Below are 12,675 nucleotides of genomic sequence, written 5' to 3' on the forward strand. Positions count from 1 at the left end.
CGCCTGGACCCGCCGGGGGCCGGCCGGGTGCCGCAGATCAGGCCTGCGGCTTCACCAGCGGGAACAGGATCGTCTCGCGGATGCCCAGGCCGGTCAGCGCCATCAGCAGCCGGTCGACGCCCATGCCCATGCCGCCGGTCGGGGGCAGCGCGTACTCCACGGCGGCGAGGAAGTCCTCGTCCACCCGCATGGCCTCGTCGTCGCCGGCGGCGGCCAGCAGCGCCTGCGCCTCGAACCGCTGCCGCTGGATGACCGGGTCGACCAGCTCCGAGTAGGCGGTGGCCAGCTCGAAACCGCGCACGTACAGGTCCCACTTCTCGACCTGGCCCCGGATGCTCCGGTGGTCGCGGGTGAGCGGGCTGGTCTCGACCGGGAAGTCGCGCACGAACGTCGGGGCGTGCAGGTGGTCGCCCACCAGGTGCTCCCAGACGACCTCGACCAGCTTGCCGTGGCTGACGCGCTTCGGGTCCAGCGTCACCTCGAGCCGGTCGGCGATCTTCTGCAGCTGCGCGACGGACGTCTCGGGGGTGATCTCCTCGCCGAGCGCCTCGGAGAGCGAGCCGTACATGGTCAGCTGGGCCCACTGCCCGCCGATCTCGTACTCCTCGCCGTCGGGCAGGGTGATCGTCGTGGTGCCGAGCACGTCCTGCGCGGCGGTCTGCACCAGGTCCTGGGTGAGCGCGGCCATGGTGTCGTAGTCGCCGTAGGCCTCGTACGCCTCCAGCATCGCGAACTCCGGCGAGTGCGTGGAGTCCGCGCCCTCGTTGCGGAAGTTGCGGTTGATCTCGAACACGCGCTCCAGCCCGCCGACCGCGGCGCGCTTGAGGAACAGCTCGGGCGCGATCCGCAGGTACAGGTCGATGTCGAACGCGTTCATGTGCGTGACGAACGGCCGGGCCGCGGCGCCGCCGGGCTGCGTCTGCAGCATCGGCGTCTCGACCTCGAGGTAGTCGCGGCGGTGGAAGTTCTCCCGCAGCGAGCGCACGACGCCCGCGCGCAGCCGGACGGCGTCGCGCGCGGCCGGGCGGACGATCAGGTCCACGTAGCGCTGCCGGACCCGGAGCTCCTCGGACAGCTCCGGGGCCTCCTCGTCGCCCTTGGCGTACAGGTTGGGCAGCGGGCGCAGCGACTTGGCCGCCAGCGTCCAGGCGTCGGCCATCACGGAGAGCTCGCCGCGGCGCGAGGCCACGACGGTGCCGTGCACGAACAGGTGGTCGCCCAGGTCGACGTCGGCCTTGAACGCGGCCAGGCGGTCCTCGCCGACGTTGGCCAGGCTCAGCATGGCCTGCAGGCGGTTGCCCGCCCCGTCCTGGAGCGTGGCGAAGCAGAGCTTGCCGGTGTTGCGCAGGAACACGACGCGGCCGGCGACGCCGACGACGTCCTCGGTCTCCTGACCGGGCTCCAGGTCGGGGTGCGCGGCGCGGACGTCCGCGATGGTGTGCGTGCGCGGGACGCCGACCGGGTAGGGCTCGACGCCCTCGGCCAGCATGCGGTCGCGCTTCTCGCGACGGACCCGGAGCTGCTCGGGGAGGTCGTCGGCGGTGGGCACGGGTGCTGCGGGCGTCTCGGTCACGCCCGGAATCCTACCGAGCGCCGGGGCACCTCCCGCGTCACACCCCGGCGACGAGGTCCAGCGCCAGGTCGAGGATCGGCGAGGAGTGCGTGAGGCCGCCGACGGACAGGTAGTCCACGCCCGTCGCGGCGACCTCGGCCGCCCGGTCGAGCGTGAGGTTCCCGGTGGCCTCGAGCTCGACGCGCCCCGTGCCGCCCTCCCCCGCGCGCACCGCGGCGACGGTCGCGGCGAGCACCGGGGTCGGCATGTTGTCGAGCAGCAGGAACCGCGCGCCGACCGCCACGGCCTCCAGCGCCTGCTCGACGGTGTCGGCCTCGACCTGGATCGCGACGTCCGGGAACCGGGCGCGCACGGCCTGCACCGCCGCGGCGACGCCGCCGGCCGCGACGACGTGGTTGTCCTTGACCATCGCGACGTCGTACAGGCCCATCCGCTTGTTGGTCCCGCCGCCGCAGCGCACGGCGTACTTCTCCAGCTCCCGCAGGCCCGGCGTCGTCTTGCGGGTGTCGAGCACCTGCGCGCCGGAGCCCGCGAGCGCGTCGGCCCACCGCCGGGTGTGCGTCGCGACGCCCGACGCGCGGGACGCCAGGTTCAGGGCGGTGCGCTCGGCGACCAGCAGCGCCTGCACGGGGCCCGTGAGCACGGCGAGCACGTCGCCCGGCGCCACGGCCGTGCCGTCCGGCACCCGCTGGTCGACCGCGGCGGGCGCCAGGCCCAGCCGCGCGGTCACCTGGGCCAGCACCTCGGCGACGACGGGCAGGCCGGCGACGACGCCGCGCTCCCGCGCGACCAGGTGCGCGACGCCCGGCACGTCGGGGGCGACGGTGGCCTGCGTGGTGACGTCGCGCCCGGGCGCGGTGCCGAGGTCCTCGTCGAGGGCGGTGGCCACCGTGCGGGCCAGCCAGGCGGGGTCGAGGCCGTCGGTCGCGATCACGCCAGCCACCTTAGGGCGCGCACGCCGCCGAGATGACACCGCGCGCCTGCGCGGCCCGGGCGGCGCACAGGCGCGGACCGTCATCTCGGCGAGGGACGACCGGGGTCAGACCAGCGGGGTCGGGCGCTGGTCCAGGGTGCCGTCCGGGGCCAGCGCGGCCTCGACGCGCAGCAGCCACGCCGCGTCGTCGCGGGCGGGGTAGTCGCTGCGCAGGTGCCCGCCGCGGGTCTCGTGCCGGGTCGCGGCGGTGGCGGTGAGCACGGTGGCGACCTGGTGCACGTTGGTGGTCTCCCACTCGGCGACCTGCGGGTCCGCCACCGGGTGCTCGCCGCCGTCCACGGCCCGGTGCGCGTCGGTGCGGACGCCGCGCAGCGCCGCCGCGGCGGCCTCGAGCCCGGCGGCCGAGCGCAGCACGCCCGGGCCCTCGCTCGCGATCCGCTGGACCCGGGACCGCGCCGCACCCGCGACCAGCGCCTCGGGGCCCGGCCGCTCGACGGGGTCGACCTGCCGCAGGGTGCCGGCCTCGACGCGGCGGGCGATGTCGTGGGCGGCGCGGTGCGCGAACACCAGGCCCTCCAGCAGCGAGTTGGACGCGAGCCGGTTGGCGCCGTGCACGCCGGTGCAGGCAACCTCGCCGACGGCGTACAGGCCCCGCAGGGTCGAGCGCCCGACCAGGTCGCTGACGACGCCTCCCGAGTGGTAGTGCTGGGCCGGGGCGACCGGCACCAGGTCCGTGGCCAGGTCCAGCCCGTGCTCGGCCAGACGGCCGGCGATGGTCGGGAACCGCCGCCGCAGCCGCTCGGCGCCGAGGTGCCGCGCGTCCAGCAGCACGTGGTCGGCGCCCGTCCGGGCCATCCGCCGCACGATGGCCTTGGCGACCACGTCGCGGGGCGCGAGCTCGGCCAGCGGGTGCACCTCGGGCATGAACCGGTGCCCGTCGGTGTCGACCAGGTGCGCGCCCTCGCCCCGCACGGCCTCGGAGATCAGCGCGAGCTGGCCCTTCACGCCCGCGCCGAGCCACAGCACGGTGGGGTGGAACTGCACGAACTCGACGTCGCCGACCGTCGCGCCCGCGCGCAGGGCGGCAGCCAGCCCGTCGCCGGTGGCCTGCACGGGGTTGGTGGAGGACCGGAAGACCTGCCCGATGCCGCCGGTCGCCAGCACGACCGCCGGAGCGAGCACCGCGCCGACGCCGTCGCGGCTGCCCTCGCCGATCACGTGCAGGGTGACCCCGCAGACCGGGCCCGGCCGCCCGTCGCGGCCCGGGGCGCCGGTCAGCACGTCCAGCACCAGGGCGTGCTCGACCACCTCGATGCCCGGGTCGGCGTGCACCGCGGCGAGCTGGGCGACCAGCGCGCGGGAGATCTCGGCGCCGGTGGCGTCCCCGCCGGCGTGCGCGACGCGGTCGGCGTGGTGGCCGCCCTCGCGGGTCAGGCTGAGCGTGCCGTCGGCCTCGGTGTCGAAGACCGCGCCGCGCGCGACCAGCTCCCGGACCCGCGCCGGGCCCTCGGTCACCAGCACCTCGACGGCGCGCGGGTCGCAGAGGCCGACGCCGGCCTCGAGGGTGTCCCGCAGGTGCGCCGCCGGGGAGTCGGCCGGGTCGAGCGCCGCGGCGATGCCGCCCTGCGCCCACACGGTCGACCCGGAGACGAGCTGGCCCTTGGTCACCAGCAGCACCCGCGGCACGCGGGTGCGCAGCTCCAGGGCCGCGGTCAGCCCGGCGATGCCGGAGCCCACGACCACCGCGTCGGCCTGCACCGTCCACCCGGGGGCGGGGGCGGCGAGCCGGCGCGCGAGGCGCGGCGTCACCGGCCGGTGCCCGCGTCCCGCCCGGTGCCGTCGGCCCCCGCGCCCAGGTCGTCCCGCACCGGGTGCGCGCCCGGGTCGGCGTCCCGCGGGGCCCCGTCGTGCTCGACCAGCGCGCGACCCTCGTCGAACGGCACGCCGCTGGGGTGCAGCCCGGAGGCGGCGGTCCACGCGGCGGGCACGGTGCCCGGGTCGTGCCCGGTGTCCATGACGCGGTTGTCGGCGTCGACGAGCACGACGTGCGGCTCGTAGGTGCGCGCCTCGGCGTCGGACAGCATCCCGTAGGCGATCAGGATGACGACGTCGCCGGGGTGCACCAGGTGCGCGGCGGCGCCGTTGATGCAGATCTGCCCGGAGCCGGGCTCGCCCGCGATGACGTAGGTGGTCAGCCGGGCGCCGTTGGTCACGTCGACGACGTCGACCTGCTGGCCCGGCAGCAGGTCCGCCGCGGCGAGCAGGTGCGCGTCGACGGTGATCGAGCCGACGTAGTGCAGGTCGGCCTGGGTCACCGTGGCGCGGTGGATCTTGCCGATCATCATCGGCCGCAGCAGCGAGGTCATGGTCACGCCCACCTCACGTCGGAGTTGTCGATCAGCCGGGTGGCGCCGACGGTCGCGGCCACGGCCAGCACGGCCGTCCGCCCGGCGGGCACCTCGGTCACGTCGGCGAACGTCGCGAGGTCGACCAGGGCGACGTAGTCGGTGCCGACCCCGGCGGCGTCCAGCACCGCGCGCGTCGCCGCGCGCACCCCGTCCGGGCCCGCGCCGTCGGCCGCGGCGGCCCGGCCGGCGGCGAGCCCGCGGCTCAGCGCCAGCGCCTGCTCCCGCTCGGTCGCGGACAGGTACACGTTGCGCGAGGACAGGGCGAGGCCGTCGGCGTCGCGGACGGTCTCGACACCGAGCACCTCGACCGGCACGTCCAGGTCGCGCACCATGCGGGTGACGGCGACCAGCTGCTGGACGTCCTTGCGCCCGAACAGCGCGACGTCCGGCGCCGTCAGGTGCAGCAGCTTGAGCACGACGGTCAGGGCGCCGTCCAGGTGGCCGGGGCGGGTGGCGCCCTCGTACACCCGCCCGACGGGACCGGCGTCGACGCGCACCAGCGGGTGGCCGTCCGGGTACATCTCCTCCGGACCGGGCGTGAACACCACGTCGCCCGTGCCCAGCAGGTCGGCGGCGGTGAGCGCGGCCAGGTCGCCCGGGACGTCCCGCGGGTAGCGGTCCAGGTCCTCGGTGGGGCCGAACTGCAGCGGGTTGACGAAGATCGTCACCACGACCTGCTCGGCGCGGGCGCGGGCCGCGCGCACCAGGGACAGGTGGCCGGCGTGCAGGGCGCCCATCGTCATGACGACCGCACGCGTCGGGCGGCCGCCGGGACCGGGGCGCAGCGCGTCGGCGAGCTCGGCGCGCGTGCGCGCCACGGTGGGGGCACCGGTCCGTGCCTGGGTCATGCCTGGTCCTCCTGGTCGGCGCCGGGCGTTGCCGGGCCGTTCCCGTCGTCCTCGTCCTCCTGCGCGCCGAGCACCGTACCCCCGTCCGGACCCGGGGCGTGAGCCGGGGCCGCGGGCTCCCCCGCGGCGAGCACGTCGAGCACGGCCCGGCCCTGCTCGACGCCCAGCAGCCCGGCGGCGAGCGCGCGGCCGGTCGCGGCCCGGGACAGCGCCCGGTACGACGCGGCGACGTCGGTCGCGCCCGTCCGCACGCCCAGCGCGGTGAGCTCGTCCAGGTGGTCGCGGACGGTGCCGGCGTCGCCGCGCCGGACCGGACCGGTCAGGGTCGTGACGGCACCGGCCGTGACGTCGCCGCCGGCCTCCCGGCCGCCGCTCGCGGACTCCGCCCGCAGGGCGCCGTCGAGCGCGGCGGTCAGCAGCGGCCGCAGCACCGCCCCGGGGTCGGCGACGCCCGCCGCCGCGAGCGCCTGCCCGGCCTGGGCCACGAGCACCACCAGGTGGTTCGCGCCGTGCGCCAGGGCCGCGTGGTAGAGCGGGCGCGCCGCCTCCTCGACGACCACCGGCTCCCCGCCCATCTCGACGACCAGCGCCTGGCCGATCGGCAGCACCGCGGTCGGCGCGGTGACGGCGAAGGTGCTGCCGACCAGCCGGGACAGGTCCAGCGACGTCCCGGTGAACGTCATCGCGGGGTGCAGCGCGATCGGGATCACGCCGGCCGCCCGGGCCGGGTCGAGCACGGCGGCGCCGTACCGGCCGGCGGTGTGCACGACGATCTGGCCGGCCTGCCACGCACCGGTGGCGGCCAGGCCGGCGACCAGGTCCGCGAGCGCGTCGTCCGGCACGGCGAGCAGCACGAGCTCGGCGCGGCGCACCACCTCCGGCACGTCGAGGACGGGCACGCCCGGCAGCAGCACCTCCGCGCGGTCCCGCGACGCCGCGGACACCGCGCTGACGCCGACGACCGGGTGCCCGGCCGCCCGCAGCGCGCTGCCGAGCACGGCGCCCACCCGGCCCGCGCCGACCACGCCGATCCCCAGCCGGGTCATCCGCGCATCCACTGCTCGGGGCCGGCGCCGGCACGGGCGGTGCGGGCGCGGGTGGCCTGCTCGTCCAGCAGCCCGGCCGCCACGCGCGCGTCCAGGTGGTCGACGCGCGGCGCGACCGGCCCGGGCGTCGAGTGCAGCTGGAACGACGCGAGCCCGAGCCGGCGCTGCAGCGGCCCCTGCGCCAGCCCGAGGGACTGCGTGCGCTCGTGCGGGACGACGACCAGCTGGCGGGTGAGCACGCCGGAGCGCAGCACCAGCGCGCGCTCGGTCACGGTGACGCCGTGCCGGCGCCAGCCGACCGGGTCCAGCCAGCGCGACCTGCGGGGCGCGACGGCCCAGTCGCCCTCGCCGTCGCGGCCGGTGAGCCCGGCGTCGACCAGCGCGCGCGGGTCGGCGGTACCGAGGTCCGGCAGCACCAGCCAGAGCGCGAGCATCGCCTCGTCCCGGGTGCCGGCGGGCAGCAGCACGTTCTCGCTCTGGGTCTGGTCGGTGCCGCTGCCGTACCCGGCCACGTTGACCTCGACGCGCCACCAGTCGGGGCGCCGCCACAGGAGGCCCTGGGTGACCCGCACGGCCTGCACCCGGCCCGGGGGCACCGTCTGGGCGCGGGACTCGGTCAGGCCGTGCCGCAGCCGGATGCCGTCCGGGGAGATCGCCGCGCGGAAGTTCGCGCCCCGGTTGAACCGGGTCCACGTGTACGACACCATCCCGAGCACCGCCGGCAGCAGCACGAACGCCGACTCGAACCGGCCCGAGGTGACGATCAGCACGACGACGCCGGCGATCACGACGAGCAGCCAGAACGTCGTCGCGGACAGCAGCGTGGCGGCGAGCAGGCGGCCGACCGGGACCTCGTAGACGGGGCGCTCCGGCGCGACCGGGGCGACGTCGTCCCAGCCGTCGTCCGCGGGCTGCTCGACGGGCACGGTGACCGACGGCGCCGCGGCGGCGTCGGTCACGGGGGCCGCGCCGGGCTCCGCACCGAGGGGCGGGGGCGCCGGGGCGTCCGGCGCCTCAGGGGCTGCGGGGGCCCCGGGCACCGTGGCGGCCCCGGGCGCGTGGGCGGCCGGGGCGGGACGGCGCCCGCGGTGGATCCCCGCGGCGCGCGCGAGCAGCTCGGCCCGCAGCTGCTCGGCCTCGGCCTCGCGCAGGAACGCCAGCGACACGGCCGATCCCGCGCCGCCCGCGACCTCGAGCCGCAGCTCGGACAGCCCGAGGATGCGCGCCAGCAGCGGCTGCACCACGTCGACGGCCTGCAGCCGGTCCAGCCGGGCCTGCCGCTGCTGGCGGAACAGCACGCCGGACCGGAGGTGCACGGCGTCGTCGGTGACCGCGAACCGGGTCATCCGCCAGGCGATCGCGGAGTACCCGAAGCCGATCAGGGCGACGAGCACCACCACGCCGCCGATGTAGAGCCAGGCGCGCACCCCGAGCCACTCGGCGAGGTCCCGGACGTCGTCGGCGGCGTTCCACGCGACGACGGCCAGCATCGCGGCCAGCACCTTCCAGCCCTTCACCGCCGGGGTGACGGGGTGCATCCGGCGCCAGGCGAGGTCGTCCGCCGCGGGCTCCGGCACCGGCGGCGCGGGGGTCGTCGCGCTCGCGCCGGCGGGGACCGGCAGGGCGCGGTCCTCGGTCACAGCCCCGCCAGCCGGGCCTCGCCGCGCGACGCGAGCTGGTCGCGCAGCCGCGCCGCCTCGGCGGTCGGCAGGCCGTCGATCGACGCGTCGGTGCCGGGCGACGCCGTGTGCAGCTGCACGGACGCGATCCCCAGCTTGCGCGCGAGCGGGCCGGCGGACACGTCGACGTACTGCATCCGGCCGTAGGGCACGACGACCATCGAGCGGAACAGGATGCCGCGGCGCAGCAGCAGGTCGTCCGCGCGCTCGGCGTAGCCGAGGGCGCGGACCTGGCGCGGCACCAGCCAGACGGTCCAGAGCACGAACGCGGCGAGGACGGCGACGCCGATCCAGAGCCACGCGACCCCGGACAGCGCGGCCGCCACCGCGAGGCCGGCCAGCGGCACGCCCAGCCAGATCAGCGCGACCAGCAGCCGCGCGCTCGCGAGCCGCGGCGACACCGGCGTCCAGTCCACCCCGGTGGGCTCGAACGGCTCGCTCTCGTGCACCGGCTCGACCGCGGGCGGGGCGTCGGCCACCGCCGGCGGGGCGTCGGCGGGCGGAGGCACGTCGGCGAGCGGGAACGCCCCGGGCGACGGCGCGGCACCCGGCAGCGGGGCGGCGTCGGGCAGCGGGCGGGCGGCGGCGTCGCCGTCGGGCGTGGTCATGCCGTCATCCTCCCATCGTGGGACGGGCCCGCGGGTCGGCCGCGAGGATGAGCCGGGTCAGCCGGCGGCGGGGTCCGGCGCGGCCCCGGGCGCCTGCTCCGGGTCCTCCGGCGGCGGGACGCGGCACATCCACTCGACGACCAGGCCGACGGCGGCCAGCACCACGGCGCCGAGCACCGCCAGCCCCGCCGCCAGGGCGCGGTCCCGCTGGGACTCGATGGCGAGGTCCCCCAGCACGTCGACCACCTGGGCCGCGTACCAGCCGGCCAGCAGCGCGCCGGTGTAGCAGGAGGCCTTGGCCAGCACCGCCGTGCGGGCGGCGCGCAGCGGGTCCAGCGTCGGGTGCTTGCCGCGCAGGTACTGCCGAACCGACCAGCCCATGGCGAGCACCACCGCGGCGATCAGCACGAGCACCGCCGCCATCGCCCACGGCACGGGCGGCAGCACGACGCCCCGGCTGCCCAGGACGCGGACCACGAGCCAGCCGAGCGCCGTCGCGGCGACGGCGACCAGGACCAGCGCGCGCAGGCGGGTGCGCGCCATCAGGGGTCCAGCCGTACGGGACCGGTGCCGCCGAGCGGGTCCTGCGGGTCGTACCGGGCGTCGTGCGCGTCGTACGGGGCGTCGTGCGCGTCGTACCGCGAGTCGTGCCGGGCGTCGCGGAACGGCTCGACCAGCGGGCCGTCCAGCGGGTCGTACGCGGGCGCACCGAGCGGGTCGCCGGTGCCGATCCCGGCGGAGCCGGCGACGTCCTCGGCAGGGTCCGGCTGCGCCGCGGGCACCGCGGTGGTCAGCCAGTCGAGCGCGAGCCAGCGCACGCCGTCCCGGTCCGGCGCGGTCGCCGCGAGCTGGGCGACGGGCCCGCCGCCCAGGCCGGGCAGCACGGCGTCGGGCCGCACCTGGGCCCACGGCTGCAGCACGAACGCGCGCTCGTGGGCGCGGGGGTGCGGCAGCTCCAGGTCGTCGGTGCCCGCCGACACCTGGCCGTACACGATGATGTCGACGTCCAGCGTGCGGGGGCCCCAGTGCACGGTGCGCTCCCGCCCGTGGATCCGCTCGACCTCGGCGGTCGCGCGCAGCAGGTCGCGCGGCGACAGCGTGGTGCGCGCGATGACGACGGCGTTGAGGAAGTCGGGCTGGTCGGGCCCGCCGACCGGCGCGGTCCGGGCGAGCGCGGAGACGTCCACGACCTCGATGCCCGGCGACGCGGCGAGGTCCGCCACCGCGTCGCGCAGGGTGTCCTGCGCGGCGCCGAGGTTGGACCCGATCGCCAGCACGACCTCGACCGGTGCCGCCGGGGCGGCGTCCAGGGCGTCCTGCACGAGCTCGGCGTCCACGACGTCGTCGTCCTCGGCCGGCCCGCGGTCGTCGGGGGCGCGGTCGTCCGGCCGGGGTGCGTCGAACGGCGTCGGCACGGGCGCGTGGACCGGCGCCTGGACCGGCACCGGGGTCGGCACCGCGCTCGGCGGCGCGGGCGGCGGCGCCACCTCGGGCACGCCGAGGGCGTCCGGCGGCAGCAGCCCCGCGGACGGCGGCAGCCGCAGCGGGTCGGGGACCGCGGCGGCCTCGGCCGGCTGCGGGCCGGTCTCCGGGGCGGCGGCCGGCAGCCACCGCGGGGCGTCCGCCGGCACGGGCTCGGCAGCGGGCAGCCACGACCGGTCGCGGCGCACCTCGACGACGACGTCCCCGAAGGGCACGGTGATCGGCGCCTGCGGCTTGTGCACCGCGACGTCCACGCACTGCACCTGCGGGTGCGCGAGCACGGTCGCGGCGATCCGCTCGGCGACGGTCTCGACCAGGTCGGCCGGCTCGCCGGCGAGCACGGCGACGACCTGCTCGGCCAGGGTGCCGTAGTTCAGGGTGTGCACGAGGTCGTCCGTCGCGGCCGCGCGCCGGGTGTCCAGGTGCGCCACGACGTCCGCGACGAAGGTCTGGCCCTCGCGGCGCTCGTGGTCGAACACCCCGTGGTAGCCGGTGGCCGTCACGCCCAGCAGCCGGATCCGGTCCAGCCGGTGGCCCTGCGAGCCGACCACGTCCGCCTCGTCGCTCATCGGTCGTCCTCCCTCGTCGGCGCCGCCGCCGTCCACCGGGCCGCGACGCGCACCGCGTCGGCCGTTCCTCGTGCCTCGTGCACCCGGACGCACCAGGCGCCCGCCGCCGCCGCCAGCGCGGACACCGCCGCCGTCGCCGCGTCCCGGCGGTCGGGCGGCACGGGCGTCCCGTCCTCGCCGGCCAGCAGGTGCCCCAGGAACCGCTTGCGCGACGCCCCGACCAGGACCGGGAAGCCGTCCGCCAGCAGCTCCGGCAGGCGGGCGAGCAGCGGCCAGTTGGCGGCGCCGGGCTTGGCGAACCCCAGGCCGGGGTCCAGCACGACCTGGTGGTCGGCGACCCCGGCCGCGCGCAGCTCGGCGACCCGGTCGGCCAGCTCGCGCCGCACGTCGGTCACCACGTCGTCGTAGTCGGCGAGGGTGTCCATCACGTCGGCGTGGCCGCGCCAGTGCATCGCGACGTAGACGACGCCCGTCCGCGCGACGACCTCGCGGATCGCGGGGTCGGCCAGGCCGCCCGACACGTCGTTCACCACGACCGCGCCCGCCGCGACGGCGGCCTCCGCGACCTCGGCGCGGGTCGTGTCGACGCTGACGGCGGCGCCCCGGGCGGTGAGCTGCCGGACCACGGGCAGCACCCGGTCCAGCTCCTCGGCGACGGGCACGCGGGCAGCCCCGGGCCGGGTCGACTCGCCGCCCACGTCCAGCAGGTCCGCGCCGTCGGCCAGCAGCGCCAGGCCGTGCGCGACGGCCGCGTCGGGGGCGAACCACCGCCCGCCGTCCGAGAAGGAGTCGGGGGTCACGTTCACCACGCCCATGACCAGCGTCCGGCCGTCGCGACCGGCGGCGGTCAGCGCGGGCGGCAGCGGCGAGGGGGGACGCACGGTGTCAGCCTAGGCGTTCGCGCGGGGGCGGTGGCGCGCCGCTCAGCGCCCGCTGACGAGGCTCATCGCCTCGGCGCGCGTGGCGGGGTCGCGCATCTGGCCGCGCACGGCGGACGTGACGGTCCGGGAGCCGGGCTTGCGCACGCCGCGCATCGACATGCACAGGTGCTCGCACTCCACGACGACGAGCACGCCGCGCGGCTCCAGGATCTCCACCAGGGCGTCGGCGATCTCCCCCGTCATCCGCTCCTGCACCTGGGGCCGGCGCGCGTAGACGTCGACCAGCCGCGCGAGCTTGCTCAGGCCGGTGACCCGACCGGTCGGGCCGGGGATGTAGCCGACGTGCGCGACGCCGTGGAACGGCACGAGGTGGTGCTCGCAGGTCGAGTACACCTCGATGTCCTTGACCAGGACCATCTCCTCGTGACCGATGTCGAAGGTCGCGCTGAGCACGTCGCGGGGGTCCTGGCGCAGCCCGGCGAAGATCTCGCGGTACGCCCGGGCCACGCGGGCCGGGGTGTCCCGCAGCCCCTCGCGCTCCGGGTCCTCGCCGACGGCCAGGAGCAGCTCCCGGACCGCGGCCTCGGCGCGCGGGGCGTCGTAGGGCGGGACCTCGCGGTGCTGGCCCCGGCCGTCGGCGGCCACGC

At 77.6% G+C, this 12,675-nt stretch carries 12 protein-coding genes; all 12 read right to left on the reverse strand.

All coding sequences use genetic code 11. The annotated features are described in order from the left end of the window. Positions 1-37: 37 nt before the first annotated feature. The 12 genes from lysS to folE all read right to left on the reverse strand — a co-directional run bounded on the left by lysS (position 38) and on the right by folE (position 12,673). Positions 38-1,573, reverse strand: coding sequence for a lysine--tRNA ligase (gene lysS / locus AC1050_RS09270; RefSeq protein WP_482387063.1), 1,536 nt, complete (start codon positions 1,571-1,573; stop codon positions 38-40). Positions 1,574-1,610: 37 nt separating this feature from the next. After that, a complete protein-coding gene (nadC, locus tag AC1050_RS09275; protein WP_482387064.1) occupies positions 1,611-2,507 on the reverse strand; it encodes a carboxylating nicotinate-nucleotide diphosphorylase in 897 nt (298 codons plus the stop codon). Positions 2,508-2,612: 105 nt separating this feature from the next. Next, the gene (locus AC1050_RS09280) at positions 2,613-4,316 is read right to left on the reverse strand and encodes an L-aspartate oxidase (RefSeq protein WP_482387065.1); all 1,704 of its coding nucleotides are present in this window, start codon (positions 4,314-4,316) and stop codon (positions 2,613-2,615) included. Continuing rightward, positions 4,313-4,873, reverse strand: a complete 561-nt coding sequence (gene panD, locus AC1050_RS09285) for an aspartate 1-decarboxylase (protein WP_482387066.1) — start codon at positions 4,871-4,873, stop codon at positions 4,313-4,315. The genes AC1050_RS09280 and panD overlap by 4 nt, the downstream gene beginning before the upstream one ends. Positions 4,874-4,875: 2 nt before the next feature. Next, positions 4,876-5,763 carry a pantoate--beta-alanine ligase gene (panC, locus tag AC1050_RS09290; protein WP_482387067.1) on the reverse strand — a complete coding sequence of 296 codons (888 nt, stop codon included), beginning with the start codon at positions 5,761-5,763 and terminating at the stop codon, positions 4,876-4,878. Continuing rightward, the gene (locus tag AC1050_RS09295) at positions 5,760-6,809 is read right to left on the reverse strand and encodes a Rossmann-like and DUF2520 domain-containing protein (RefSeq protein ID WP_482387068.1); all 1,050 of its coding nucleotides are present in this window, start codon (positions 6,807-6,809) and stop codon (positions 5,760-5,762) included. The genes panC and AC1050_RS09295 overlap by 4 nt, the downstream gene beginning before the upstream one ends. Beyond that, complete coding sequence (locus tag AC1050_RS09300) at positions 6,806-8,449, reverse strand: PH domain-containing protein (protein ID WP_482387069.1); 1,644 nt, start codon at positions 8,447-8,449, stop codon at positions 6,806-6,808. The genes AC1050_RS09295 and AC1050_RS09300 overlap by 4 nt, the downstream gene beginning before the upstream one ends. Next, positions 8,446-8,967, reverse strand: coding sequence for a PH domain-containing protein (locus tag AC1050_RS09305; protein ID WP_482387266.1), 522 nt, complete (start codon positions 8,965-8,967; stop codon positions 8,446-8,448). The genes AC1050_RS09300 and AC1050_RS09305 overlap by 4 nt, the downstream gene beginning before the upstream one ends. Positions 8,968-9,153: 186 nt before the next feature. Beyond that, positions 9,154-9,639: a DUF3180 domain-containing protein gene (locus AC1050_RS09310; RefSeq protein ID WP_482387070.1), complete on the reverse strand. Its 486-nt coding sequence runs from the start codon at positions 9,637-9,639 to the stop codon at positions 9,154-9,156. Continuing rightward, positions 9,639-11,147, reverse strand: a complete 1,509-nt coding sequence (gene folK, locus AC1050_RS09315) for a 2-amino-4-hydroxy-6-hydroxymethyldihydropteridine diphosphokinase (protein WP_482387071.1) — start codon at positions 11,145-11,147, stop codon at positions 9,639-9,641. Before folK ends, AC1050_RS09310 begins: the two co-directional genes overlap by 1 nt. Next, positions 11,144-11,962, reverse strand: a complete 819-nt coding sequence (gene folP, locus AC1050_RS09320; RefSeq protein WP_482387267.1) for a dihydropteroate synthase — start codon at positions 11,960-11,962, stop codon at positions 11,144-11,146. Before folP ends, folK begins: the two co-directional genes overlap by 4 nt. A 108-nt stretch (positions 11,963-12,070) precedes the next feature. Beyond that, complete coding sequence (gene folE / locus AC1050_RS09325; RefSeq protein ID WP_482387072.1) at positions 12,071-12,673, reverse strand: GTP cyclohydrolase I FolE; 603 nt, start codon at positions 12,671-12,673, stop codon at positions 12,071-12,073. Between the last annotated feature and the right edge of the window lie 2 nt (positions 12,674-12,675).

It is taken from the genome of Cellulomonas sp. NEAU-ZC6, from assembly GCF_056844425.1.